Source organism: Curtobacterium sp. AC268 (assembly GCF_979258745.1).
This window is the reverse complement of sequence record NZ_OZ409878.1, coordinates 1,830,429-1,854,429: the sequence shown is the minus strand read 5'-3', so window position 1 is coordinate 1,854,429 and position 24,001 is coordinate 1,830,429. Positions and strand designations below refer to the sequence as shown.

Genomic DNA, 24,001 nt, shown 5'->3' with positions numbered 1-24,001 from the left:
GCGCGTGGCAGACGCGCTCAGTCGCGCGTCGTGATCCCGAAGGGCGAGCTCTCGAGGTTCGTGAAGTTCCCCACCGTCGCCCGGACGGTGCACGACGGGGCGACGGAGAGTGCGGTGACCACGAGCCCGTCGGACGACACGGCCAACGCGCCCGAGCAGCCGTCGGCGAACCGTACGCCGGACTCCCCGCCGGCCACGTCGACGAGCATCTGCGACGGGCGCCCGCTGCTCGGACTGCGGTACAGCGGGTTGAGCTCGTCGGCACCGTTCGGCCAGACCGGCACCAGGGTCACCGGCAGTGCCGTCTGGCTGACCGTCCGGTCGGGCGTCCGGACCTCGACGCCCTGCAACCGCTGGACGGGGTAGGCGGTCCCTCGCACGGCGTCGTCGGTCACGGCTGCGGTGGTCGCCTCGCCGACGCCGTCGAGCCAGGTCTGCAGCGCTGCACCGTCCTTGACAGTGAGTGGCACCGAGGCCTCGACCGTGACGTCTCCGCCAGCCGGGACCTCGACGCCGGACAGGCTCCACGCGCACGCGGTGTCCACGCCGGTCAGTGACGGCTGGTTGCGCTTCGCGGTGATGCCCTCGCCGGACCAGGTGACGGCGGGGCAGGAGGCTCCCGAGCGGGCACCCGGCAGCACCTCGAGGAACGGTCCGCTGAGGGTCGCCGCCTGCGCCGCGTACGTGACGCGCAGGTCCACGGTGCCCTTCGCCGGGTCGACGGTGGCGCGCCGTGTGGTCGCCAGCCCGGTGGGCAGTGGCCGGTCCTGCTGGTAGGCGTTGGCGGCCTGTGCGGTCGCGGTACCGGTGCCCGGCGTCTTCCGGAGGGCCCCTGGCAGCCACACGACGCCACCGACGACCAGCGCGGCGACGAGCACGACGCCGATGCCGCCGAACAGGAGCGCACGGTCGGTCAGCCACTCCGGGCGGGCGAACCGACGCGTCGGTTCGGGCTCAGCGGCCGGTGCGGCGGGCAGCGGCTGCCGCGCCATCGGCCGGATGACGGTCTGCGACCCGGCGGGGCCGAGCTCCGGGGCCGGCCCGACGACCGCGGCGTCGTCCCCGGTGGTGGTCCGGGATCCCGTCGCGTCGTCGGGACGGACCCCACGGACGACGGTCGCCGGACGCTCGACCTCGTCGAACGAGTCCGGGTCGCTGGAGGCGACCAGTGCGGGTTCCGAGGCGAGGGACCGTGCGAGCCGACGGAGGGTCCCCGCCGCGTCGGCCGCCGACGGCCGGGCGTTCGGGTCCTTCGCGAGCAGGGCGGACACCGCGGCCCACAGGGCGTCGGGCACGTCGAGCGGGGGCGGGTTCGAGGTGACGTGGCGGTAGGCCACGGCGAAGTCCGTACCCGGGCCGGCGAACGGCGTGCGACCGGACAGCAGCTCGTAGAGCATGACCCCGGCGCCGTAGACGTCGGCGGCAGGACCCGAGCGTCCGTGGCTGATCGACTCGGGTGCCATGTACTGCGGCGTGCCGAGGAGCCCGGTGGTCGTGCGTTCGCGTTCGGCGACGACCGACGCGATCCCGAAGTCGGTCACCCGGACGGCACCGGTGGCACCGGGGGCCCACGCGGTCTGGAGCAGGACGTTGTCGGGCTTCACGTCACGGTGGGTGACGTCCTGCTCGTGCGCCGCGGTGAGTGCGTCGAGGGTCTCGGCGGTGATCGTCAGCGCGTCCCGCGGGAGGAGCGGACCGTTCGACGCGAGCAGGTCGCGGGCGGACCCACCCGGCACCAGGTCCATGACGATCGCGAGCCGGTCGCCCTCGACGACCAGGTCGCGGACGCGCACGATGGACGGGTGCTGCAGGGCGAGGAGCACCGAGCGTTCGCGGACGAAGCGCTCGACGATCTGCGGGTCGGCGGCGAGTTCGGCACGCAGGAGCTTGGCCGCGAAAGCCTCGCCGGTCGCGGAGTGCTCGACCCGCCAGACCTCTCCGGTGGCGCCGGTCCCGAGGAGCTCGACCAGTCGGTAGGACGCACCGAGCGGTTCGCCCTGGCCGTACTGCCCTTGACGGTCCTGCGCCACGCGTTCCCCGATCCCCCCGATGGCCGACCCCTCGCCGACCACGCAATGTTACCGGCCGGCGGCCTGCTCCGGCGCCGCGTACTGCACGTCGATCGCGTGCTGCGTGAACCCCGAGCGCCGGTACAGCGCCAGCGCCGGCTCGTTGTCCCCCTCGACGTACAGTGCGGCGGCGGTCAGGCCGCGGCCGCGCAGCCGAGCGGTGCCCGCACGCATGAGCACACCGCCGAGCCGCTGCCCCTGCAGGTCGGGCCGCACGGCGACGGCGTAGAACTCGCCGATGCCGTCCTCGACCTTGAGCCAGCACGAGCCCGCGAGCTGCCCGGAGGCGTCGCGGAGCAGCAGCAGGTCCTCGCCTGCGAACCAGTCGTCGGCCTCGCGTGCGTGCAGGTCGTCGAGCGTCATCCGCCCCTGCTCCGGGTGATGGGCGAAGGCGGCGGCGTTCAGCGCGAGCCAGTCGGTCTCGTCGTCGGTGCCGGGGCGGAACGCCGACAGCGAGTAGCCGTCTGGCAGCGCGACGTCGGCGTCCACATCGGGGTCGGCGACGGGTGCCCGGAGCTGCAGCAGCGTGCGGACCGCGCGCCAGCCGAACCGGTCGGCCAGCGCCCGTGCTGCCGGGTGGTCCCCGTGCGCCCACGCGAGCCGAGGAGCGGCCCCGCCGCCCAGCGCGAGTGCCTGCGACACCAGGGCCGTGCCGATGCCCCGGCCACGGGCCTCCTGGGCGACGACGAGTTCCAGCTCGCCGTCACGGACCACCGCGACCCCGTGGTCGACGGTCAGGACGGTCGCGCGCCCCGCGCGGACGTCGACCAGGGTCTGGTCGGAGAACGGGGGAGCCTCGCCGGGGGCGACGAAGCTGCCGAGGTGGGGCAGCACTACTGCCCCATCAGGCGCTCGGCCTCGTCGTCGTAGACGTTGAAGCGGTACCCGACGTTGCGGACGGTGCCGATGAGCGACTCGAGGTCGCCGAGCTTGGCGCGCAGCCGTCGGACGTGCACGTCGACCGTGCGGGTGCCACCGAAGTAGTCGTAGCCCCAGACCTCGCTGAGCAGCTGCTCGCGGGTGAAGACGCGTGACGGGTGGGTGGCGAAGAAGCGCAGGAGCTCGAACTCCTTGAACGTCAGGTCGAGCGGCCGGCCGCGCACCTTGGCGGAGTAGCTGGCCTCGTCGATGACGACACCGGACGCCTGGATCTTCGAGCTCGTCTGGCCCTTCGCCGCACGACCGGCCGACAGCCGGATGCGGGCGTCGATCTCGGCCGGGCCGGCGCTCTCGAGCACGACGTCGTCGACGTTCCAGTCGCTGTTCACGGCGGTCAGCCCGCCCTCGGTGACGACGAGCACGATCGGCGTGGTCGATCCCGACGAGGCGAGGATCTTGCACAGGGCCTTCGCGCTGACCAGGTCGGTGCGGGCGTCCACGAACATCAGGTCGCTCTGCGGGGCGTTGACCAGCTGTGCGGCCTCGGCCGGCACGTGGCGGATCCGGTGGCTCAGGAGGCCCAGGCTCGGCAGGACGTCTCCGGGCGCGGTCGAGGTGAGTACCAGGAGCTGTGCCACAGGACCTCCGGAGGTGGATGACGTCGTGGAGACATCCTAGTGATGCTCGGGAAGGACTCATCCGGCCGGACGGATTGCGCGTCGTCCCGCACCCCCACGGTGCGAGCACCGCACCCCACGGCGCACGAACGGCACCGCCCGGTGCGTGCGTTCCGCACGTCCCTGACATGATGGAGCGCGTGACCGAGCCCGTGCACCCCACCGACCAGCGTCGCCTGCGGCTGACGTCCGTCCTGCCGGTCTGGGTGCTGGCGGTCGTCGGGGCCGTGCTCGTGCTGACCGTGGCCGAGCGCGACGCCTTCGCCTGGCTGCTGCTCGTCTTCGTCGCCTGCGTGATGGTCAGCTTCGTGCTGCAGCTCATCACCGCCACGAAGGACGGTCTGGTCGAACGGATCAGCATCGCGTCGTCCGGGGCGTTCGTCGTGGTCCTCGTCACCGCGGTGGTGCTCCTGGCGCGTTGAGCCGAGCCGCGTAGACTCCGAGCATGGATTCGCTGCTTGCGCTCGAGCTCTTCTACGTCGGCCTCCTCGGCCTGGCGTCGCTCGCGATCGCGTTCATCTCGGTGGTCGTCGTCGTGAAGCTGTTCAAGGGCCAGCGTTGATCGAGCTGCCCGAGGGCCTCGCCCCCGAACTGGTCCCGCTGTCGTGGCTGGTCGGCGTGTGGGAGGGCACCGGTGTGGTCGAGTACCCGGTCGGTGACGACGACGAGGTCCGGAACTACGAGTTCGGCCAGCGCGTCAGCTTCAGCCACGACGGCCTGCCGTACCTGAACTACTCGTCGACCACCTGGCTGCTCGACGACGACCACACCCCGCTCGCCGCCGAGATGGGCTACTGGCGGATCGACCGTCCGACCGAGCCCGGCGACCGCGGCCCCGCGATGCTCCTGGGCGACGGGCCCACGCCCTTCAGCACGGTCGAGAGCGTCGAGGCGCTCCGCAACACCACGGACGGCTTCGACGTCGAGGCCGCGATCATCCACCCGACGGGCGTCAACGAGCTCTACGTCGGCCGTGTGCTGAAGGGCCGGATCGACCTGTCGACCGACGCCGTGCTGCGCTCGCCGAACGCGAAGGACTACTCCGCCGCGACCCGCCTGTACGGACTGGTCGAGGGCAAGCTCTTCTGGGCGTGGGACATCGCCGCGCTCGGTCGCGAACTCACCTCGCACGCCTCGGGGCAGCTCGCGAAGGTCGACTGATGTCGGTGTTCGCCGCGCGTGACGGCTTCGTCGCCGCCGACTCCGTCGCCGCGCACTTCGGAAACCCGATCCGGGAGCAGCGCCTGCTGACCCGGGGGCGTGCCGTCGTCGAGCTCGGGCTCGGTGTCGTCACCGTCACCGGACCGGACCGGCTGTCGTGGCTCAACTCGATCACCTCACAGCAGCTCACCGGGTTGCCGACCGGCGTCAGCACCGAGACGCTCGTGCTCGACCAGGCCGGACGCGTCGAGCACGCGGCCCGCGTCATCGACGACGGTGCGACGGTCTGGCTGCTCACCGAACGCGCTGACGCTGCGCCGCTCGCCGGGTGGCTCGACTCGATGCGCTTCATGCTCCGGGTCGAGGTCGCCGACCGCTCCGCCGACTTCGTCACCCTCGGCTGGTTCGCGGCGGACGCCCCGTTCGCGTCCGTCGAACTGCCGGAACCGCCCGTCGCCGAGTGGGTCGACCCGTGGGGCGCCGTCACGCCGGGCGGGTGGGGCTACGCCGCCCCGGAGGCGCACCCCGGCTCCGACTGGACCCTCCGCGTCGCCGTGGTCACCCCCGGCACCGCGACCGCGATCGCCGCGTCGGACGTGCCCGTCGCGGGGCTGCTCGCGTACGAGGCGCTGCGGATCGCCGCGTGGCGCCCGACCCTGTCCGACGTGGACGAGCGGACGATCCCGCACGAGCTCGACTGGCTGCGCTCCGCCGTGCACCTGTCGAAGGGCTGCTACCGCGGGCAGGAGACCGTCGCCAAGGTCCACAACCTCGGGCACCCCCCGCGACGGGCCGTGCTGCTGCACCTGGACGGGTCCGACGGCGTGCTGCCGGCCCCCGGGACCCCGGTGCTGCTCGACGACAAGCCCGTCGGCCGGCTGTCGGCGTCGGCGATCCACCACGAGCTCGGTCCGATCGGGCTCGCCGTGGTGAAGCGCTCGCTCGACCCCACCGCGACCCTGCGGCTCGAGGCCGACGACGTCGTGGTGACCGCGGCGCAGGAGACCATCGTCCCGCCCGAGGCCGGTGCCACGGCGAACGTCCCGCGCCTGCCCCGCCTCGGAGCCGTCAAGCGCTCCTAGCCTGCGCGCTGGCGTCAGGCGGGCTCGACGGCCGACCACGGGACGCTGAGCTCACCGAGCCGCCAGCGCGTCACCCCGTGCAGCACCGGCCAGCCGCGGTCACGCATCCCGCGCACGGTGGCGATCCACCGCTGCCGGGGCCCGTACGTGCCGAGCGGTGCGGCGACCGCCCACGACAGGTCGAGGTCCCGCAGGAACGCGTGCACCCGTTCGCCGGGCACGTTGCGGTGGATCAGCGCCTTCGGCAGGCGCTCGGCGACGATCGACGGCACGTCGAGCCCGGCGAGCCGGAGCGACACCGTGAAGGTCTGCGGAGCGACGTCGTCGAGCGTCACCCACGAGGCCACCCGACCGACCTCGTTGCAGGTCCCCTCGACGAGCGCACCGCCGGGCTGCAGCCGGTCCTGCATGATCCGCCACGACCCGACCACCACGGACTCGTCGTACTGCCGCAGCACGTTGAAGGCCCGGATGACGGCGGGCCGGCGCTGCCCGGGCGTCGGCGTCTCGAAGCCCCCCAGGCGGAACGTCACGCCGTCGCGGGTCCCGGCGTTCGCGAGCGCGACCCGCGAGGGCTCGATCTCGATGCCGGTCACCTCGACGTCGGGTCGGACGGCGGCCAGCCGGTCGCGCAGTTCGAGGGTGGTGGTCGGCGAAGCCCCGTAACCGACGTCTGCGACGAGCGGGTCGTCCGTCCGGCGCAGCACCGGCAGGGTCGCGATCCACCGGTCGACGCGGCGGAGCCGGTTGTACCCGGTCGTCCCGCGCGTCACGTTCCCGATGGGCATGCGTCAAGGGTACGGGGCCGGTACCGCTCGGTAGACTCGGAGGCATGACCTCCACGCTCGTCCTGCTCCGTCACGGCAACAGTGACTGGAACCAGAAGAACCTGTTCACCGGTTGGGTCGACGTCCGGCTCAGCGAGCTGGGCGAGAAGGAGGCGAAGCGCGCCGGCGACCTCATCGCCGAGTCCGGCATCGTCCCCGACGTCCTGTACACCTCGCTCCTGACCCGTGCGATCCAGACGGCGGACATCGCGCTGCTGCAGGCCGACCTGGCCTGGCTGCCGGTGAAGCGCGACTGGCGCCTCAACGAACGCCACTACGGCGACCTGCAGGGCAAGGACAAGGCCCAGACCCTGGCCGAGTACGGCGAGCAGCAGTTCATGGAATGGCGCCGCTCGTTCGACGTCCCGCCGCCCCCCATCGCCGACGACGCCGAGTGGTCGCAGTTCGGTGACCGCCGCTACGCCGAGCTCGGCGACCAGCTGCCCCGCACCGAGTCGCTCAAGCTCGTGATCGACCGTCTGCTGCCGTACTGGGAGTCCGACATCACGAAGGACCTCGCCGCCGGCAAGACCGTGCTGGTGACGGCCCACGGCAACTCGCTGCGTGCGCTCGTGAAGCACCTCGACGGCATCTCCGACGACGACATCGCCGGCCTGAACATCCCGACGGGCATCCCGCTGGTGTACGAGCTCGACGACGACTTCACGCCGACGAAGCCCGCGTACTACCTGGACCCCGAGGCCGCCGCCGCCGGCGCCGCCGCCGTGGCCGCCCAGGGCGCCAAGAAGTAGCACCCACGCAGAACGCCCCGTCCGGCATCCGGGCGGGGCGTTCGTGCGTGTGCCGGGCTTCGCGAGGGCGACAGTGGGCCGCCGACGTTCCGACGACTCCTGTCGCTCTGCCAGGAGGAACGGATCGCCCCGTCGACGACCTGTCGCTTCGGCAGCATGGTCGGCTCGACGAGCCGTGGCTGGTCAGACGAAGTGCGACGCGATCTCCTGCACCAGGGCCCCGACGTCGTAGGGCTTCGTCGTGTCGACCCGGATCACCGGGACGCCGGGCAGCCCGACGGGCCGGGCGTCGTCGCCGTGCTCGTCCCAGAAGGCCAGCACGTCGGCCAGGTCCCCGTGCACCTCGTGCCGCACCGGCACGGTGCCCGGTTCGTACCGGTCGCGCAGCCGCTGTTCGGCGGTGGCGCGGTCCGTGTCGCACCACACCTCGACGGCGCGAGGCGACCCGGCGGACGCGAGTCCGGCCTCCAGGCGGTTCCGGTCACGCGACGGCAGCCAGACGGCGTCGAGGACGACCCCGTTCTCGACGGCCCGCGCCATGGACCACATCGTGTCCATCGCGATGCCACCGAGCGGCCGCGAGGCGATCATCGGGCCGACGACGTCGGCGAGGGGCTCCTTGATGCGGTCCTTCGACAGGAACGGGCAGCCGAGCACCTCGGCGAGTGCCGTGCCGATGCTGCTCTTGCCGGAACCGGGCATGCCGTTGACGATGATCGCGACCTGGGCCATGCCACGATCCTCGCAGACCGATCGGCCGGGTCAGACCGATCGGGCCGGGTCAGACCGCCGCGGTCGAGGTGGACGCGCCGGTCCAGTCGCCGGTCGCCAGGTACTCGACCTTCTTGGCGATCGAGACCGCGTGGTCGGCGAAGCGCTCGTGGTAGCGGGAGGCCAGGGTGGCGTCGACGGTGTCGATCGGACCGCCCTTCCAGGCCTCGCCGAGCACGAAGTCGAAGACGCTGGCGTGCAGCTCGTCGACGGCGTCGTCCTCGTCGCGGATCTCGGCCGACAGCGCGATGTCCTCGGTGGCGAGCAGTCGCGTGAGCTTCTGCGCCATCGCGACGTCGTGCCGGCCCATCTCCTTGAACGTGCTGCGCAGGCCCTTCGGCACGACCTTCTCGGGGAAGCGCTGGCGGGCGAGCTGCGCGATGTGCTCGGCCATGTCGCCCATGCGCTCGAGCGAGGAGCTGACGCGCAGGGCGGTGACGACGACGCGCAGGTCGCGGGCCACCGGTGCCTGGCGGGCGAGGATGTCGATCGCGATCTCGTCGAGGCTGTTCGCGGCGAGGTCGATCTTCTCGTCGTCGGCGATCACCTCTTCGGCGAGGGCGACGTCGGAGTCGCTGAAGGCCTGGGTGGCTCGGGTGATGGCGGACTCGACGAGCCCGGCGATCTCGGTCAGTCGCTCCTGGACGTCCTGGAGTTCCTGCTGGAAGACTTCGCGCATGGGGGAGTACCTCTCTCTGCGTACCGGACGAGTGTCGTCAGCCCAGGTGAACGAACGGTGACGCGGGGCTGAACGCTTCGCGTTCTGGCCTTCCGCAGACGGTGAACGGTACCGGAACCCCGCATGACCATCCCTACACTGGCGGCATGGACAACGCGTGGCTCGTGCCACTGTCGATGCTCCTCGGCGGGGTCTTCGGCGCGGGCGTCGTGGTGCTGATCATCACCGCCGAGCGGACGGCTCGTGCTGCCGACGTGGCGGAGCGGACCCTGCCGGACGGCGTCGCAGCGGTCATCGCGACGATGCACAACCCGGCGGTCGTCATCGACCCGTCGAACACCGTCGTCGCGGCATCCCCCCAGGCCCTCACGGCGGGCCTCGTCGTGCGCCGACGCCTCGTGCACCACGAACTGCTCGAGCTCATCGACCGGGTGCGCAAGAGCGGGGAGATGGGGTCGGAGGACCTCGAGCTGCCGCGCGGCCGCCACGGGGAGCTCATCGGCTACCTCAGCTTCCGTGCCGCCCAGCTCGGCAACCGGTACGTCCTGCTCACGGCCGACGACCTGACCGAGAGCCGGCGCATCGACGAGGTCCGCCGCGACTTCGTCGCCAACATCTCGCACGAGCTGAAGACGCCGATCGGCGCAATCGGCCTGCTGTCCGAGACCCTCGTCCTCGCCGCCGACGACCCGGCGCACGTGAAGAAGTTCGCCGCGCAGCTGATCACCGAGTCCGAGCGGCTCGGGGCGCTGACGAAGGACATCATCGAGCTGTCCCGGCTGCAGTCCGTCGACGCGCTCGAGAACAGCGAGGAGACCGGCATCGACAAGATCGTGCAGGCCGCGATCGACGCGAACGAGGTCGTCGCCCGCGCCCGCTCGATCGAGATCATCCGCGCCAAGAAGTCGAAGCTGCGGGTGATGGGCGACCGCGGGCTGCTGCAGGTCGCGGTGTCGAACCTCATCGCCAACGCGGTGAAGTACTCGCCGGACAACACCCGCGTCGGTGTCGGCGTGCGGTCGTCGAAGGGCTTCGTCGAGATCGCGATCACCGACCAGGGCGTCGGCATCCCCGAGGCCGACCTCGACCGCGTCTTCGAACGGTTCTACCGTGTCGATCCCGCACGGTCGCGCGCCACCGGGGGCACCGGCCTCGGGCTCGCGATCGTCAAGCACGTCGTCAGCAACCACGGTGGTGACGTGCGCGTCTGGTCGCAGCCCGGCAAGGGCTCGACCTTCACCATCCGTCTGCCCGAGGCAGATCCCGAACTGACCACAGCACTCGAAGAGCAACTGGAAGAGCAGCCATCGTGACCAAGATCCTCATCGTCGACGACGAGCCGGCCCTGAGCGAGCCCCTGGAGTTCCTGCTGCAGCGTGAGGGGTACGAGACCTCCGTCGCCGCCGACGGCGTGACCGCGCTGTCGAAGTTCGACGCGGAGAACCCCGACCTGGTGCTCCTCGACCTCATGCTGCCGGGCCTGAGCGGCACCGAGGTGTGCCGGCAGATCCGGACCCGGTCGAACGCGCCGATCATCATGCTGACCGCGAAGGACTCGGAGGTGGACATCGTCGTCGGGCTCGAGCTCGGCGCCGACGACTACGTGACGAAGCCGTACTCGACCCGGGAGCTCCTGGCCCGGATCCGCGCCGTGCTCCGTCGCCGGACCGAGGACGACCCGGCGGACAGCGGGATCCTGCAGGTCGGCGGCATCCGGATGGACGTCGAGCGGCACACGGTGTCGGTCGACGGGTCCGAGACCCCGATGCCGCTCAAGGAGTTCGAACTCCTCGAGCTGCTGCTCCGGAACGCCGGTCGTGTGCTGACCCGCGGGCAGCTCATCGACCGGGTGTGGGGGTCCGACTACTTCGGCGACACCAAGACCCTCGACGTGCACATCAAGCGCATCCGCTCGAAGATCGAGCGGGTCCCGTCGACCCCCGAGATCCTGGTGACGGTCCGCGGCCTCGGCTACCGCATCGAGGCCTGAGGCGGACGGACAGGAGGCCCGGTGCGAGTCCTCGGGACTCGCACCGGGCCTCCTGTGCGAACGATCCGGGCGCGGTGTCAGCCGCGCCCGTCGGCGTCAGTTGGTGCCGTTGTCGCCCTCGGACGAATCCGTCTGCGAGTCGGTCGGCTGCGTGCCGGGGACGGCCTCGCCGGTCGACTGTGCGCCGCTCTCGGACGGCGACGTCGAGGTGGGCGTCGGGGTCGGGCTCGGCGCGAGGGTCTGGTACTCCTCCTGCGAGCTCGTCAGCACCGGCACGTTCGCCGAGACACCCTCGGCGTCGGGGTAGCTGAAGTAGACCTTGACGAGCGAACCGGGCTTCGCGTCCGCGTTGTCGAACACGATCGGCTCGGCGCCACCGGCGGTGGTGCCCTGCGTGGTGTCGCCCTCTTGCACGCTCGACTCGTCGTCGCTGCCCGCACCCGCGGCCATGGCGAGGTCGACGTGGGTGTTCGCCGGCACGTCGACGGTCTGGGTGGCGCCGCCGATCTCGATCGAGACGGTGTAGTCGTCCTGGTCGTCGTTGTTCACGAGCGTGCCGATGAAGCGGGCGCTCTCACCGTCGTCCGAGATCAGGAGGGCGTTCCGCACGTCGACCTTGCCGGTCGAGACGTCCACGCCGTCGGTGATCTGCTTGATGTCGACGGTGTGGGCCGGCGACATGAACTCGCACCCGGTGGCGCCGAGCGCGATGGTTGCCGCAACGGCGACGGACACGAGTACCCGAGGTCGCAAGAGATTCCTCCGTAAGTCACGATGAGGACCGGGCGGTCCCCGCGCCCATCCTAGCGATCACCGGGAGGGGTGAGCGTTGAGGGTCCCCTTACCGGAACAGCCCCTGTGGTAAACTGGATGTCTGGGAACGGAGCCTGATACATGCAATTCGAGGTCGGCGAGACCGTCGTCTACCCCCATCACGGGGCGGCAACCATCTCTGAAGTCAAGACTCGCGTCATCAAGGGCGAGGAAAAGGTCTACCTGAAACTGCGGGTGACGCAGGGTGACCTGACGATCGAGGTCCCGGCGGACAACGTCGACCTGGTCGGCGTCCGCGACGTGATCGGCAAGGAAGGACTCGACAAGGTGTTCGAGGTCCTCCGGGCGCCGTTCACGGAAGAGCCCACCAACTGGTCACGCCGCTACAAGGCGAACCTCGAGAAGCTCGCTTCCGGTGACGTCATCAAGGTGTCCGAGGTCGTCCGCGACCTCTGGCGGCGCGATCAGGACCGCGGGCTCTCCGCGGGTGAGAAGCGGATGCTGGCCAAGGCCCGGCAGATCCTGATCTCCGAGCTCGCGCTGGCCGAGAAGACCGACGAGGACAAGGCATCGACCGTCCTCGACGAGGTCCTGGCTTCCTGAGCCCGACGACAGCGCACTGAACGCGACAGCACGAACGACGACCGCACGGTTCCCCGAAGGGGTGGACCGGGCGGTCGTCGTCGTTGCGGCCGGCTCCGGCACCCGGCTCGGCATCGGGACCGCGAAGGCGTTCGTGCCCGTGGCCGGTTCGCTCATGCTCGCGCGGGCGCTCGAACCCCTGTTCGCCTTGCCGTCGCCGACGCTGGTCGTCGTGGTCGCACCGGCGTCGCACCTGGAGGAGTGCCGGCAGGTGGTCGGTTCGGTCGCGGGTGCTGCGGTCGCGTACACGGCCGTCGTGGCCGGAGGCGCGGATCGCCACGGTTCGGTCGAGGCCGGCCTGGCCGTCCTGCCGGACTCCGTCGCCACGGTGCTCGTGCACGACGCGGCGCGGTGCCTCACCCCCGCGGCACAGTTCTCGCGGGTGTTCGACGCCGTCGCCGCCGGTGACGGTGCGGGCGTCGTGCCGGCGCTCCCCGTCACGGACACGGTGAAGCGGGTCGACGGTGACGTCGTCGTCGAGACCGTCGACCGTGCGGCGCTCGTCGGGGTGCAGACGCCGCAGGGCTTCCCGCTCGCGGCACTGCGGCGGGCCTACGCGGTGTCGTCGCAGTCCGAGACGGACGACGCCGGGGTGTTCCAGGCCGTCGGGGGCACCGTCCGGTTCGTGCCCGGTGACGCCGACGCCTTCAAGATCACGACGCCGTGGGACCTCGGCCGGGCCGAGTCGATCGTGCGGGCGCGGACCGAGGCAGCTGGTGGTGCCGGTGCCGGTGCCGGTGCGGGGACGCCCGACGCCGTCGTCGCGGTCCGGCTCGGGCTCGGGGTCGACGTGCACGCCTTCGACGACGCCTCGCCCTGCCGCGTCGGCCTGCTCGACTTCCCCGGCGAACCCGGCCTCTCCGGGCACAGCGACGGCGACGCGGTGGCGCACGCGGTGTGCGACGCCCTGCTCTCCGCCGGGGGCCTCGGCGACATCGGCGGACGCTTCGGCACCGCTGATCCGCAGTACGCCGGCGCCACGGGCGACGTCTTCGTCCGCGGAGCGGTCGCGCTGCTCGCCGACGCCGGACTCGAGCCGGTGTCCGTCACCGTGCAGGTCATCGGCAACCGGCCGCGCATCGGACGTCGCCGCGACGAGATGCAGGACGCCCTGTCCGCGGTCGTCGGTGCGCCCGTCGCCGTGTCCGGCACGACGACCGACGGCCTCGGCTTCACCGGCCGTGGCGAGGGGCTCGCGGCGATCGCCACGGCACTCGTGCGTCCCTCCTGAAACCGCGGCCCCGCGCCGATTAGGGTTGAGGCGTGACCGTTCGCCTCTACGACTCCCGCGCCGCAGCCGTCGTCGACCTCGTGCCCCTGGTCGACGGACACGTGAGCGTCTACGTCTGTGGTCCGACGGTGCAGTCGTCGCCGCACATCGGGCACCTGCGGTCCGCGCTCGTCTACGACATCTGGCGTCGGTGGCTCACCCACCGCGGGTACCGGGTGACCCTGGTGCGCAACGTCACCGACATCGACGACAAGGTCCTCGACCTGGCTGCCGGCACGGACGAGGAGTGGTTCGCCCGCGCCTACCGGGTCGAGCTCGAGTTCACGGCCGCGTACAACGCCCTCGGCATCCTGCCCCCGACGTACGAGCCGCGGGCCACCGCGAGCGTGCCGCAGATGCACGAGATCATCCAGCGCTTGATCGACCGCGGGCACGCCTACGCCGCCGACGACGGCTCGGGCGACGTCTACTTCGACACCGGCAGCTGGGCCGACTACGGGGTGCTCACCCGGCAGCGGCGCGAGGACATGGTCGAGGCCGCCGACGCCGACCCGCGCGGCAAGCGCGATGCCCGTGACTTCGCGCTCTGGAAGGGTGCGAAGCCCGGTGAGCCGTCGACGGCCAACTGGGACTCCCCGTGGGGCGCCGGCCGCCCGGGCTGGCACATCGAGTGCTCGGCGATGTCCCGTCGGTACCTCGGCCCGGCGTTCGACATCCACGGCGGCGGGCTCGACCTGCGCTTCCCGCACCACGAGAACGAGCTGGCGCAATCCACGGCCGCCGGGGACCCGTTCGCGTCGTACTGGCTGCACAACGGCCTGGTGACCGTCGAGGGCCAGAAGATGTCGAAGTCGCTCGGCAACTCGATCTTCGCCGCGGACTTCCTCGGATCCGCTCGTCCCGCCGTCGTGCGCTACTTCCTCGGTGCCGCCCACTACCGCTCGTCGATCGACCACCACGAGGGTTCCCTGGCCGAGGCCGAGGCGGCGTACGACCGCATCGCCGGGTTCCTCGAGCGCGCCGAGACCCGGCTCGAAGGCGTCCACCTCGCCGACGCCCCGGCCGTGCCCGAAGCCTTCGCCGCCGCCATGGACGACGACCTCTCCGTGCCCCAGGCCCTGGCCGTGCTGCACGAGACCGTGCGCACCGGCAACGCCGCCCTGGACGCCGACGATGCGGAAACGCTCGGGACCGCGTACCATCAGGTGGCTGCGATGGTGGAGGTGCTCGGCATCGACCCGCGAGCTGCCCACTGGTCGGGCGGCGGCCACGACACCTCGGCAGGCCCGCTCGCCGCCCTCGTCGAACGCCTCGTGCAGGAGCGCGCGGACGCCAGGGCAGCACGGGACTTCACCGCGGCCGACCGCGTGCGCGACGACCTCGCCGCCGCGGGCATCACGATCGAGGACACGCCGTCCGGAACACGCTGGAGCATCGCCTGAACACGGCAGTGCCGAACAGGAGCTACGCATGAAGAACGTCTCGGGAAGCAAGAAGGGTCGGCCCGGCGCCGTCCGCACCGGTCGCAAGGGCAACAAGCAGGTCGGTTCCGGCGGACAGGGTGCCCAGGCGCTCGAGGGCCGCAAGCCGACCCCGAAGGCCGAGGACCGCCCGTACCACCCCGCCGGCAAGCGCAAGGCCGCGAAGGACCGCTTCGAGGCGGCCAAGGGCCGGCACGGTTCCTCGAGCACCCCGCAGGGTCGCACGGGCCGTCCGCCGGCACGCAAGACCGACGACTCCGAGCTGGTGACCGGGCGCAACTCCGTGCTCGAGGCCCTGCGCACGAAGACCCCGTCGTCGACGCTCTACATCGCGTCGCGCATCGAGGTCGACGACCGCGTGAAGGAGATCCTCGCGCTCGCCAACCACCGTGGCGTGCCGATCATCGAGCTCATGCGTCCCGAGCTCGACCGCATCACCGGACACGACAGCGTGCACCAGGGCGTCGCGCTCAAGGTGCCGGCGTACCAGTACGCCGTGTCCGAGGACATCGTCGAGCAGGCGTTCTCGCGCGACCAGGTCCCGCTGCTCGTCGCGCTCGACGGCATCACGGACCCCCGCAACCTCGGCGCGATCATCCGCTCGACCGCGGCCTTCGGCGGACACGGCGTCATCGTGCCGCAGCGTCGTTCGGTCGGCGTGACGGCGTCGGCGTGGAAGACCTCGGCCGGTGCCGCCGCACGCACGCCCGTGGCGATGGCCCCGAACCTCACGCAGACCCTGAAGTCGCTCAAGTCGATGGGCCTGTTCGTCCTCGGCCTGGACGGCGACGGTGACGTGGAGCTCGACGGCCTCGAGCTCGCCGACCGTCCGATCGTGATCGTCGTCGGTTCCGAGGGCAAGGGCCTGTCGCGCCTGGTCACCGAGACGTGCGACGCGATCGTGTCGATCCCGATCTCGAGCGCCACCGAGTCCCTGAACGCCGGCATCGCCGCGAGCGTCACCCTGTGGGAGGTGGCGCGGCGCCGTCGCACCGCGTAGCCGCAGCACTTCGTGAGCAGGAATGGTCGCCTCCCCGAGCGGGAGGCGACCATTCCTGCTCACGGTGCTGCCTGGGGCGGGCTCGAAGGGTCAGGACACGTCGGCTGGTGCCCGCCGTGTGGTCACGCGTCGTCGCTGCGCGACGCCGCCGGCGACGGTCTGCGACCGGTCGCCACCCACCCGGCGGGGTGTCGTGACCGCTCGACGTCCAACGTCACCACCGTCGGGAGTGGACGTGGCGGTCTGGAGGGCCGGCGCCGGTCCCCGGGACCCGCGCCGGGCCTCCAGGCGGTCGCGTTCTCGACCCCCGAACGGTCAGGACACGTCGGCCGGTGCCCGCCGTGTGGTCACGAGTCGTCGCTGCGCGACGCCGCAGACGACGGTCTGCGACCGGTCGGCGCCCACCCGGCGGGGTGTCGTGACCGAGCGGAGACCGCGTCAGACCGTGGCGCGCCAGTCGTCGACGTCGTCGGACTCGTCGGACCCGTCGGCGGCGTCGTCGTCCAGCACCGGGATCGGCACGGTGATCGACGAGGTCGGCGGGTTGATGAGCAGGCGCTCGTCGCGACGGTGTCGGAGCACGTCGTTGATGTAGGCGGTCGTGGCCTCGGGCAGGGAGACGGAACGCTCCTCCTGCTGGGACATGAACCAGCGGTGCTCGAGCAGCTCGTGGAACACCTCGGCGGGTTCGAGCCGGCCGCGCAGGTCACGGGGGATCGAGCGGACGACGGGCTCGAAGACCCGTGAGACCCACTCGTGCGCCACCATCTCCTCGTCGAGTTCGTCACGGCCGTTGCGGGCACGGTACGAGTCGAGGTCGTTGAGCAGGCGCCGGGCCTGGTTCTCGCCGGCGTCGAGCCCGGTGAGCCGCAGCAGTCGGCGCTGGTGGTGCCCGGCGTCGACGACCTTCGGCTGGATCCGGACCTGCGAGCCGCCCTCGGTCGTGTGGATCGAGAGTTCCTCGATGTCGAAGCCGAGCTCGTTCAGGCGCTCGACGCGGTCGTTGATGCGCCAGCGTTCCTTGATGTCGAACTGCTCGGTGCCGGTGAGCTCGGTCCAGAGCGTCCGGTACTGGGCGACGATGCGGTTCGAGACGTCGACGGGGTCGGCGTTCTCGTCGAGTCGTCCGCCGGCCTCGAGGTCGAGCAGCTCGCCGGCGATGTTCACGCGGGCGACCTCGAGGTCGTTCTCGCGCTGGCCGTTCGACAGCCCGCCGGGGTAGAGCTTGCCGGTCTCGGCGTCGACCAGGTACGCGGCGAAGGCTCCGGCGTCGCGACGGAACAGCGTGTTCGACAGGGACACGTCGCCCCAGTAGAAACCGATGACGTGCAGGCGGACGAGCAGCAGCGCGAGGGCGTCGACCAGACGGGTGGCGGTCTCGGGGCGCAGCGTCTGTGAGTAGAGCGCGCGGTAGGGCAGGGAGAACCGCAGGTGGCGGGTCACCAGCACGGGGTGCAGCGGTTCACCGTCGGCGTCGACGCGGTTCGTGATGACCGCGACCGGATCCACGCACGGCACGTCCATGCGCTGCAGTGTCCTGAGCATCTCGTACTCGGACCGGGCGACCTCTTCGCCGGTCTCCTTCACCGCCGCGACGTACCCGCTCAGGTGCACGAACCGCACGAGGTGCCGCGAGATGCCCTTCGGCAGCGCGACGATCGTGTCGTCGGGCCAGTCGGCGAGCGGCAGGTCCCACGGCAGGTCGAGCAGGCCGGGGTCGACGGTGGCGGCGGTGATGGACATCGAGTCGGGCACGGTGGTTCCTCTGGTGTCGGGGACAGCCGAGAGCCCGCGTCCGCCCTTGTGAGGCGGGCGCGGGCTCTCGGGGGAGTGCGCTGGTTACGCGCTGACGACGGCCTTGTCGTCGAGGCGGTCGCCCGACTCGGTGTCGAAGGCGTGGACGTGGCCCTGCTTCGGCGTGATGACGATCGTGTCACCGATCGACGGGTGCGCACGACCGTCGACACGGGCGACGATGTCGGCACGCTGGCCGTTCACGTCGGCGTGACCGTAGAGGTAGCCGTCGGCGCCGAGCTCCTCGACGACGTCGACCGTGACGGGCAGGCCCTCGCCGGACTGCGAGACGATGACGTCCTCGGGGCGGATGCCGACCGTGATCTGTGCGGCACGGGCGTTCGACAGGGTGTCGCGGTCGATCGCGTGGTTGAGCGTGCCGAACTTGATGCCGCCCTCGATGACGTCGGCGGGCAGCAGGTTCATGGCCGGCGAACCGATGAAGCCGGCGACGAACACGTTGTTCGGCTTCTCGTACAGGTCGCGCGGGGTGCCGACCTGCTGCAGGATGCCGTCCTTGAGCACCGCGATGCGGTCACCCATGGTGAGCGCCTCGGTCTGGTCGTGCGTGACGTAGACCGTGGTGACGCCGAGACGACGCTGCAGCGACGCGATCTGCGTGCGGGTCTGGACGCGGAGCTTGGCGTCGAGGTTCGACAGCGGCTCGTCCATGAGGAACACCTGCGGCTGACGGACGATCGCACGGCCCATCGCGACGCGCTGACGCTGACCACCGGAGAGCGCCTTCGGCTTGCGGCCGAGGTAGTCCTCGAGGTCGAGGAGCTTGGCGGCTTCCTGCACGCGGGTGGCGCGCTCTTCCTTGCCGACGCCGGCGATCTTGAGCGCGAAGCCCATGTTCTCGGCGACGGTCATGTGCGGGTACAGCGCGTAGTTCTGGAACACCATCGCGATGTCGCGGTCCTTCGGCGGGACGTCCGTGACGTCGCGGTCGCCGATGCGGATCTGACCGGAGTTGACCTCTTCGAGGCCGGCCAGCATGCGGAGCGAGGTGGACTTGCCGCAGCCCGAGGGGCCGACGAGGACGAGGAACTCGCCGTCGGCGACGTCCAGGTCGAGGGAGTCGACCGCGGGACGGTTGCCTCCGGGGTAGAGACGGGTTGCCTTGTCATAGGTGACGGACGCCATGAGCGTTCGGTCCTTCCTTCACCGGCAGGTACGTGCCGGACGATCCGAGTGAAGCGGTGTGCCCGTACGGGCCCCGGACAGTCGCCGTCGACTGTCGAGGTTCATACAACACGAGTTCACCCGGGTGCGCCAGTGTTTTCCCCCTTGGTCGGCGGCTTCCCAGAGCGCCCCACTACAATCGCCGGGTCCGTCCGCCGAGCAGGGGAACGCCGAGCGGACACCGATCAGGAGGACGACGCACCGATGAACAACCGCCCCGAGGGTGCCGCCCGCGCCGCGCGGAACGAGCGCCGTGAAGCCGCCCGCCAGCGAGCCCAGCGTGCCCGGACCCAGCAGAAGCGACGCCAGCGTGGTGTCCGGCTCGGCCTGCAGATCGGGCTCGGGGTCGTGCTGCTCGCCGCCGCGACGATCGTCACGCTCGTGCTGGTCGACTCCGTGAAGCCCGCCGGCCCCGGCCCGTCGACCATGTCGCAGGGCGGGATCACCATCGGGCAGGGTCTGAAGCCCGTCGCAGCGTCCGCGTCCGGATCGGCCTCCGCGTCGCCGAGCAGCGCCGCGACCGAGGGGGCCGGCACCGTCCGGATCACCCTGTACGTCGACTACCTCTGCCCGGGCTGCGGCCAGTTCGAGCAGGCGAACGGCGACTACATCAAGGACCTCGTCGACTCCGGTGCGGCCACGGTCGACATCCACCCCGTCGCGATCCTGTCGAACCGCTCGCAGGGCACGAAGTACTCCCTCCGCGCCGCGAACGCCGCAGCCTGCGTGGCCGAGCACTCCCCGAACCAGTTCTACGCGGTGAACCAGGCGCTCTTCGCCAAGCAGCCGGACGAGGGCACCGCGGGCCTGACGGACGCCGAGCTCACCGACGTCGTCACGGGCGTGCAGGGGCTGCAGGAACGCAGTGCCGTCCGGAGCTGCATCGCCGACCAGGACTACGCCAAGTGGGTGGACGAGCAGACGACGGCGGTGTCCGGGGGCACGATCCCCGGGTCGACGCTCAAGGAGTTCCCCGGCACCCCGCTCGTGCTCGTGAACGGGCAGCGCTACGAGCTGACCTCCCCGGTCACGAACGACGACTTCCGCACCTTCGTGGTGACGGCCGCCGGGGCGACCGACGCGACCCCGACGCCCACGCCCAGCGCGACCCCGTCTGCCACGCCGACCAAGCGCTGACAGCCGGACGGGCGCTGACGTCTGCACGGGCGCTGACGCGCTGACCACGGACGGGAGGCCCGGTGCCAGCTGGCACCGGGCCTCCCGTCCGTGACCGGTGCGGCTACAGGGCCGAACCCGGGATGCTCAGGGTGTCGCAGCTCGTCGCGCCCTGCTGGTAGCCCCGCAGGAACCAGCGCTGTCGCTGCTCGCTCGACCCGTGCGTGAACGAGTCCGGGTCGACGCGGCCGGTCGCACGCTCCTGGATGCTGTCGTCGCCCACGGCGCTCGCCGCCGACAGGGCGTCGGTGATCTGGGAGCGGGTGATCGGTTCGAAGAAGGTCTCGCCGTTCGCGTCCTTCGTCGTGGCGGCGTCGCCGACCCAGGCCCCGGCGTAGCAGTCCGCCTGCAGCTCGACGCGGACACTGCCCGACGACGCACCCGTGCCGGAGCGGTCGGTGTTCGCGAACGACCCCTGCAGCTGCTGCACGTGGTGGCCCCACTCGTGTGCGACGACGTACATCTGCGCGAGCGGACCGCCGGACGAGCCGTACTGCGACTGCAGGTCATCGTAGAACGCGGTGTCCAGGAAGATCGCACGGTCCGGCGGGCAGTAGAACGGGCCGGTCGCGGCCGAGGCCTGCCCGCACGAGGTGTCGGTGGAGTCCTGGAACAGGAAGAACTCCGGTGACGTGTACGAGATGCCGAGCGACCGCGCCTCGGACGTCCAGTAGGCGTCGAGCGACTCGGCCGCGCCCTCCATCCGGCACTCGACGCGCAGGTTGGCGTCGCGCCCGGTCCGGCACTCGGGGGCGGCGTCGGGTGACTCACCCTCCTGCTGGATCGTCGTCAGGCCGGTGCCGCCGCCGACGATCCCGCTCAGATCGAAGCCGGTGAACTGCGCGATCACGAACACCACGATGGCGGTGAGGCCCACGGCACCTCCGCCGATCGCCGTGGTGCGACCCCGCCGCTTGACCTTGCCGCCCCGGAGTTGCGAGTCGTCGTTGAACGTCATGATCCCGAACCTACCGATCAGCACCTCCCGATCAGTGGCCCCGCGTACCGTCGGCGGCGTCGGCCACCCCGACACCTCTCGTACAACCGGAAGGAACCGCACAATGGCCACTCCCATCAGCACCGTGATGAGCCCCGCCCGCTACGTCCAGGGCAAGGACGCGATCACCCGCGTCGGCGAGTTCATCGCCCCGATCGGCAAGCGGCCCCTGATCGTCGCCGACGACGTGGTCTGGGGCATCGTCGAGACCGCCGTCACCGAGAGCTTCCGATCCGCCGACCTGGCCGTGGAGCGGGTCGGGTTCGGCCGCTTCGCCACCCCCGAGGCCGTCGACGAGCTCGTCGAGCAGATCCGCGCGAAGGACGCCGACGTCATCGTGGGCCTCGGCGGTGGCTCCGCGATCGACGCCGCGAAGGCCGCTGGGCACCTCGCCGGCATCCGGTGGGCGAGCGTGCCGACCGCCGCGTCCACCGACGCCCCGACCTCGGCGCTCGCCGTCATCTACACCGCCGAGGGCGAGTTCATCGAGTACCGCTTCTTCCCGCACAACCCGGACCTGGTGCTCATCGACACCAGACTCGTCGCCAACGCGCCGGTGCAGTTCCTGGTCGCGGGCATCGGCGACGCGCTGGCGACCTGGGTCGAGGCCCGTGCCGCGAAGCGCGCCAACGCCGACACCATGGCCGGCGGCCTGCAGACCCAGACCGGCGTCGCGCTCGCCGAGCTGTCGTGGAAGCTCCTGCACGAGAACGCCCTGCAGGCGATCGAGGCCGTCAAGGCCAAGGTCGTCACCCCGGCGCTCGAGAAGGTCGTCGAGGCGAACACGCTGCTGTCCGGCCTGGGCTTCGAGTCCGGTGGGCTCGCCGCCGCCCACGCGATCCACAACGGGCTGACCGCAGCTCCGCAGGCGCACGGCCTGGCGCACGGTCAGAAGGTGAACATCGGGACGATCGCGCAGCTGGTGCTCGAGGGTGCCCCGGCCGAGGAGATCGAGGACTTCGTCGTCTTCACCACGAAGGTCGGCCTGCCGAACACCCTGACCGAGATCGGCCTGACGGTGGACGACCGTGACGTGCTGCGCGCCGTGGCCGAGGCTGCGACGGTGGAGGGCGAGACCATCCACAACATGCCGTTCCCGGTGACGCCGGAGCTCGTGGTCGACGCCCTGGTCGCCATCGAGGGCATCGCACGCAGCGTCCGCGCCGAGCACGGTCTGCCGGAGCCCGTGCTGTACGAGCACCACTGACTGTCGAGGGGTCAGGTGCGGATCAGCGGCTCCATCGTGGCCAGGTCCGCACCGATCCCGACGTCGACGAGTTCGATCCGCCCGGCGAGGGTGGCAGCGGGTCCGGTCAGCAGGCCCGCCTTCACACCGCCGAAGGTGACGGTGACGTCGGCGTGCAGGACGTGGTCGTCCGCGACCCCGCCGGTGTCCACGTCGATGCCGCTCGGCACGTCCACCGCGACGACGAACGGCGCACGCTGGTCGCGGGCGAGCTCACGGATGGCGTCCACGACCTCGCGTGCGGGGGACCGCAGCGCGTTCGCGCCGTGCACCCCGATGCCGAGGATGCCGTCGAGCACCAGGTCGGCCTCGAGCGCCGCCTCGGTCGCGACGTCCGCCAGGCGTTCGCCGTGGCTCCGGCCGGCGGCTCGCAGGATGTCGGCCGCTCCGCCCGCGTTCGGTCCCGAGGCGCCGGACGGGCCGTCGAGCAGACGGGCGCCGGCGTCCAGCGCCGCTGCCAGGCCGGCCTCGTGCACACGGGAGCCGACGCGCAGGACCGCCACGTGCCTCCCGGCCGCTGCCAGGCGAGCACCCGCGAACAGGGCGTCACCGCCGTTGTCACCGCTGCCGGCGAGCACGAGGACGGATCCCGGCCCGTCGACGGGCCGCGCGGCCGGGTCGTCCAGCAGGTCGCTGACGACGGACGCGAGCCCGTCGGCGGCGCGCTGCATCAGGGGTTCCCCCGCGTCGAGGTGGGGGCGTTCCGCCGCCCGGATCTGATCCCCGCCGTAGCCGTTCATGGCCACCACACTGCCCCGATACGCTTGAGAGGACATGTCACTCGTCCCCGAAGCGCCCCGCCCCCGGTTCGTGATGTCGCCCGACGGGCTGCGACTCGCGACCTACGACTTCGGCGACCCCGACGCCCCGGCCGTCATCGCGGTGCACGGCTTCGCGTCCGGTGCGGTGCTCAACTGGCACGCCTCGGGCTGGACGCGGCACCTGGTCCGTGCCGGCTACCGGGTCCTGGCGCTCGACCAGCGCGGGCACGGCGCGAGCGCGAAGCCGCACGACCCGGGTGCCTACTCGATGGACCTGCTCGTCGCCGACGTCACCACCGTCATCGACACGTACCTGCTCGACGACGTCGCGTTCCTCGGCTACTCGCTCGGCGCACGGGTCGGCTGGCACACCGCCGAGCGGCTGCCGGGCCGGATCTCGCGCGCGGTGTTCGGCGGGATCCCGGACGCCGACCCGATGCGTCGGGTCCGCGTCGACCAGGCGAAGGCGTACATCGCCGACGGCACCCCGATCGAGGACCGTGTCACCAACGGCTACCTGACGATGGCGGGCAACGTCGAGGGCAACGACCTCGGCGCGCTCGTGGCCATGGTCGAGGGGATGCGGAACAGCATCGAGCCGACCCCGGAGAACGCCCCGGCGCAGCCGCTCCTGATCGCCGCGGGCAGCGAGGACGGCATCCGCGACAGCGCGGTCCGGCTCGCCGAGGCCGCACCGGACGCCACCTTCTTCGAGATCCCGGGGCGCAACCACTTCAACGCCCCGACCTCGCGGCCGTTCCGCGAAGCGGCGCTGCGGTTCCTGTCCGCCCCGCGCTGAGGGGTACTCGTGGGTCCCCTCGGTCGGG

Annotated in this window: 24 protein-coding genes; 13 read left to right on the top strand and 11 right to left on the bottom strand. The window is 71.5% G+C overall.

Features of this window, described 5'->3' with window-relative positions:
• Positions 1 to 17: 17 nt before the first annotated feature.
• From ACZZ9K_RS08755 to ACZZ9K_RS08745, 3 genes are read right to left on the bottom strand one after another with little or no spacing between them, the layout of a single operon-like run.
• Positions 18 to 2,072, bottom strand: a complete 2,055-nt coding sequence (locus ACZZ9K_RS08755; RefSeq protein WP_463443852.1) for a serine/threonine-protein kinase — start codon at positions 2,070 to 2,072, stop codon at positions 18 to 20.
• A gap of 6 nt (positions 2,073 to 2,078) precedes the next feature.
• On the bottom strand, positions 2,079 to 2,903 hold the full coding sequence (mshD, locus tag ACZZ9K_RS08750) for a mycothiol synthase (protein ID WP_463443851.1): 825 nt from the start codon (positions 2,901 to 2,903) through the stop codon (positions 2,079 to 2,081).
• Positions 2,903 to 3,586, bottom strand: coding sequence for a response regulator transcription factor (locus ACZZ9K_RS08745; RefSeq protein ID WP_017888078.1), 684 nt, complete (start codon positions 3,584 to 3,586; stop codon positions 2,903 to 2,905). The genes mshD and ACZZ9K_RS08745 overlap by 1 nt, the downstream gene beginning before the upstream one ends.
• A 179-nt stretch (positions 3,587 to 3,765) precedes the next feature.
• Between ACZZ9K_RS08745 and ACZZ9K_RS08740 the strand changes: the two genes are divergently transcribed.
• The 3 genes from ACZZ9K_RS08740 to ygfZ all read left to right on the top strand — a co-directional run bounded on the left by ACZZ9K_RS08740 (position 3,766) and on the right by ygfZ (position 5,868).
• Positions 3,766 to 4,047, top strand: coding sequence for a hypothetical protein (locus ACZZ9K_RS08740; protein WP_128780538.1), 282 nt, complete (start codon positions 3,766 to 3,768; stop codon positions 4,045 to 4,047).
• A gap of 136 nt (positions 4,048 to 4,183) precedes the next feature.
• Positions 4,184 to 4,786: a heme-binding beta-barrel domain-containing protein gene (locus tag ACZZ9K_RS08735; protein WP_027466617.1), complete on the top strand. Its 603-nt coding sequence runs from the start codon at positions 4,184 to 4,186 to the stop codon at positions 4,784 to 4,786.
• Positions 4,786 to 5,868, top strand: a complete 1,083-nt coding sequence (gene ygfZ / locus ACZZ9K_RS08730) for a CAF17-like 4Fe-4S cluster assembly/insertion protein YgfZ (protein ID WP_463443850.1) — start codon at positions 4,786 to 4,788, stop codon at positions 5,866 to 5,868. Before ACZZ9K_RS08735 ends, ygfZ begins: the two co-directional genes overlap by 1 nt.
• A gap of 14 nt (positions 5,869 to 5,882) precedes the next feature.
• On the opposite strand, the gene ACZZ9K_RS08725 is transcribed toward ygfZ, so the two are convergent.
• A complete protein-coding gene (locus tag ACZZ9K_RS08725) occupies positions 5,883 to 6,656 on the bottom strand; it encodes a class I SAM-dependent methyltransferase (protein ID WP_463443849.1) in 774 nt (257 codons plus the stop codon).
• A 44-nt stretch (positions 6,657 to 6,700) separates the two neighbouring features.
• Between ACZZ9K_RS08725 and ACZZ9K_RS08720 the strand changes: the two genes are divergently transcribed.
• Positions 6,701 to 7,447: a phosphoglyceromutase gene (locus tag ACZZ9K_RS08720; protein WP_071244006.1), complete on the top strand. Its 747-nt coding sequence runs from the start codon at positions 6,701 to 6,703 to the stop codon at positions 7,445 to 7,447.
• A 183-nt stretch (positions 7,448 to 7,630) separates the two neighbouring features.
• On the opposite strand, the gene ACZZ9K_RS08715 is transcribed toward ACZZ9K_RS08720, so the two are convergent.
• Positions 7,631 to 8,179: a P-loop nucleotide/nucleoside kinase family protein gene (locus tag ACZZ9K_RS08715; RefSeq protein WP_138801966.1), complete on the bottom strand. Its 549-nt coding sequence runs from the start codon at positions 8,177 to 8,179 to the stop codon at positions 7,631 to 7,633.
• A gap of 49 nt (positions 8,180 to 8,228) precedes the next feature.
• Positions 8,229 to 8,897 (bottom strand): phosphate signaling complex protein PhoU, encoded by a 669-nt coding sequence (gene phoU, locus ACZZ9K_RS08710; RefSeq protein ID WP_027466613.1) that lies wholly within the window; start codon positions 8,895 to 8,897, stop codon positions 8,229 to 8,231.
• A 146-nt stretch (positions 8,898 to 9,043) separates the two neighbouring features.
• Here phoU and ACZZ9K_RS08705 point away from each other — a divergent pair, with 146 nt between their 5' ends.
• On the top strand, positions 9,044 to 10,210 hold the full coding sequence (locus tag ACZZ9K_RS08705; protein ID WP_027466612.1) for a sensor histidine kinase: 1,167 nt from the start codon (positions 9,044 to 9,046) through the stop codon (positions 10,208 to 10,210).
• Positions 10,207 to 10,887 (top strand): response regulator transcription factor, encoded by a 681-nt coding sequence (locus tag ACZZ9K_RS08700; RefSeq protein WP_027466611.1) that lies wholly within the window; start codon positions 10,207 to 10,209, stop codon positions 10,885 to 10,887. Before ACZZ9K_RS08705 ends, ACZZ9K_RS08700 begins: the two co-directional genes overlap by 4 nt.
• 96 nt (positions 10,888 to 10,983) lie before the next feature.
• Here ACZZ9K_RS08700 and ACZZ9K_RS08695 read toward each other — a convergent pair whose 3' ends face one another.
• Positions 10,984 to 11,622 (bottom strand): hypothetical protein, encoded by a 639-nt coding sequence (locus tag ACZZ9K_RS08695; protein ID WP_463443848.1) that lies wholly within the window; start codon positions 11,620 to 11,622, stop codon positions 10,984 to 10,986.
• A 159-nt stretch (positions 11,623 to 11,781) separates the two neighbouring features.
• Between ACZZ9K_RS08695 and ACZZ9K_RS08690 the strand changes: the two genes are divergently transcribed.
• From ACZZ9K_RS08690 to rlmB, 4 genes are read left to right on the top strand one after another with little or no spacing between them, the layout of a single operon-like run.
• The gene (locus tag ACZZ9K_RS08690; RefSeq protein WP_017888066.1) at positions 11,782 to 12,264 is read left to right on the top strand and encodes a CarD family transcriptional regulator; all 483 of its coding nucleotides are present in this window, start codon (positions 11,782 to 11,784) and stop codon (positions 12,262 to 12,264) included.
• Positions 12,265 to 12,280: 16 nt separating this feature from the next.
• Positions 12,281 to 13,534: a 2-C-methyl-D-erythritol 4-phosphate cytidylyltransferase gene (gene ispD / locus ACZZ9K_RS08685; RefSeq protein WP_463444745.1), complete on the top strand. Its 1,254-nt coding sequence runs from the start codon at positions 12,281 to 12,283 to the stop codon at positions 13,532 to 13,534.
• Positions 13,535 to 13,566: 32 nt separating this feature from the next.
• The gene (cysS, locus tag ACZZ9K_RS08680) at positions 13,567 to 14,976 is read left to right on the top strand and encodes a cysteine--tRNA ligase (RefSeq protein ID WP_111029061.1); all 1,410 of its coding nucleotides are present in this window, start codon (positions 13,567 to 13,569) and stop codon (positions 14,974 to 14,976) included.
• Between the two features lie 28 nt (positions 14,977 to 15,004).
• Positions 15,005 to 16,015 (top strand): 23S rRNA (guanosine(2251)-2'-O)-methyltransferase RlmB, encoded by a 1,011-nt coding sequence (rlmB, locus tag ACZZ9K_RS08675; protein ID WP_027466607.1) that lies wholly within the window; start codon positions 15,005 to 15,007, stop codon positions 16,013 to 16,015.
• Positions 16,016 to 16,453: 438 nt separating this feature from the next.
• Here rlmB and ACZZ9K_RS08670 read toward each other — a convergent pair whose 3' ends face one another.
• Entirely contained in the window at positions 16,454 to 17,770 is a 1,317-nt protein-coding gene (locus tag ACZZ9K_RS08670; protein WP_463443847.1) for a DUF4032 domain-containing protein, read from the bottom strand.
• Positions 17,771 to 17,854: 84 nt separating this feature from the next.
• The gene (locus tag ACZZ9K_RS08665; RefSeq protein WP_071244017.1) at positions 17,855 to 18,955 is read right to left on the bottom strand and encodes an ABC transporter ATP-binding protein; all 1,101 of its coding nucleotides are present in this window, start codon (positions 18,953 to 18,955) and stop codon (positions 17,855 to 17,857) included.
• 243 nt (positions 18,956 to 19,198) lie between these two features.
• On the opposite strand from ACZZ9K_RS08665, the gene ACZZ9K_RS08660 reads away from it, so the two are divergent.
• On the top strand, positions 19,199 to 20,131 hold the full coding sequence (locus tag ACZZ9K_RS08660) for a DsbA family protein (protein ID WP_111056651.1): 933 nt from the start codon (positions 19,199 to 19,201) through the stop codon (positions 20,129 to 20,131).
• Positions 20,132 to 20,234: 103 nt separating this feature from the next.
• On the opposite strand, the gene ypfJ is transcribed toward ACZZ9K_RS08660, so the two are convergent.
• Complete coding sequence (gene ypfJ, locus ACZZ9K_RS08655; protein WP_463443846.1) at positions 20,235 to 21,128, bottom strand: KPN_02809 family neutral zinc metallopeptidase; 894 nt, start codon at positions 21,126 to 21,128, stop codon at positions 20,235 to 20,237.
• 103 nt (positions 21,129 to 21,231) lie between these two features.
• Between ypfJ and ACZZ9K_RS08650 the strand changes: the two genes are divergently transcribed.
• Entirely contained in the window at positions 21,232 to 22,374 is a 1,143-nt protein-coding gene (locus ACZZ9K_RS08650) for a glycerol dehydrogenase (RefSeq protein ID WP_463443845.1), read from the top strand.
• Positions 22,375 to 22,385: 11 nt separating this feature from the next.
• On the opposite strand, the gene ACZZ9K_RS08645 is transcribed toward ACZZ9K_RS08650, so the two are convergent.
• Positions 22,386 to 23,153: an NAD(P)H-hydrate epimerase gene (locus tag ACZZ9K_RS08645; protein ID WP_463443844.1), complete on the bottom strand. Its 768-nt coding sequence runs from the start codon at positions 23,151 to 23,153 to the stop codon at positions 22,386 to 22,388.
• A gap of 34 nt (positions 23,154 to 23,187) precedes the next feature.
• Between ACZZ9K_RS08645 and ACZZ9K_RS08640 the strand changes: the two genes are divergently transcribed.
• Entirely contained in the window at positions 23,188 to 23,973 is a 786-nt protein-coding gene (locus ACZZ9K_RS08640; protein ID WP_071244025.1) for an alpha/beta fold hydrolase, read from the top strand.
• The last annotated feature ends 28 nt before the right edge of the window (positions 23,974 to 24,001 follow it).

What these genes read in the sequence shown, in the direction of transcription:
- ACZZ9K_RS08705 (WP_027466612.1), top strand. Translation starts at nt 9,044, where the DNA reads ATGGACAACGCGTGGCTCGTGCCACTGTCGATGCTCCTCGGCGGGGTC.
- rlmB (WP_027466607.1), top strand. Translation starts at nt 15,005, where the DNA reads ATGAAGAACGTCTCGGGAAGCAAGAAGGGTCGGCCCGGCGCCGTCCGC.
- ACZZ9K_RS08645 (WP_463443844.1), bottom strand. Translation starts at nt 23,153, where the DNA reads ATGAACGGCTACGGCGGGGATCAGATCCGGGCGGCGGAACGCCCCCAC.
- ACZZ9K_RS08640 (WP_071244025.1), top strand. Translation starts at nt 23,188, where the DNA reads ATGTCACTCGTCCCCGAAGCGCCCCGCCCCCGGTTCGTGATGTCGCCC.
- ygfZ (WP_463443850.1), top strand. Translation starts at nt 4,786, where the DNA reads ATGTCGGTGTTCGCCGCGCGTGACGGCTTCGTCGCCGCCGACTCCGTC.
- ACZZ9K_RS08690 (WP_017888066.1), top strand. Translation starts at nt 11,782, where the DNA reads ATGCAATTCGAGGTCGGCGAGACCGTCGTCTACCCCCATCACGGGGCG.
- ypfJ (WP_463443846.1), bottom strand. Translation starts at nt 21,128, where the DNA reads ATGACGTTCAACGACGACTCGCAACTCCGGGGCGGCAAGGTCAAGCGG.
- ACZZ9K_RS08720 (WP_071244006.1), top strand. Translation starts at nt 6,701, where the DNA reads ATGACCTCCACGCTCGTCCTGCTCCGTCACGGCAACAGTGACTGGAAC.
- ACZZ9K_RS08660 (WP_111056651.1), top strand. Translation starts at nt 19,199, where the DNA reads ATGAACAACCGCCCCGAGGGTGCCGCCCGCGCCGCGCGGAACGAGCGC.
- phoU (WP_027466613.1), bottom strand. Translation starts at nt 8,897, where the DNA reads ATGCGCGAAGTCTTCCAGCAGGAACTCCAGGACGTCCAGGAGCGACTG.
- ACZZ9K_RS08650 (WP_463443845.1), top strand. Translation starts at nt 21,232, where the DNA reads ATGGCCACTCCCATCAGCACCGTGATGAGCCCCGCCCGCTACGTCCAG.
- ACZZ9K_RS08715 (WP_138801966.1), bottom strand. Translation starts at nt 8,179, where the DNA reads ATGGCCCAGGTCGCGATCATCGTCAACGGCATGCCCGGTTCCGGCAAG.
- ACZZ9K_RS08665 (WP_071244017.1), bottom strand. Translation starts at nt 18,955, where the DNA reads ATGGCGTCCGTCACCTATGACAAGGCAACCCGTCTCTACCCCGGAGGC.
- ACZZ9K_RS08725 (WP_463443849.1), bottom strand. Translation starts at nt 6,656, where the DNA reads ATGCCCATCGGGAACGTGACGCGCGGGACGACCGGGTACAACCGGCTC.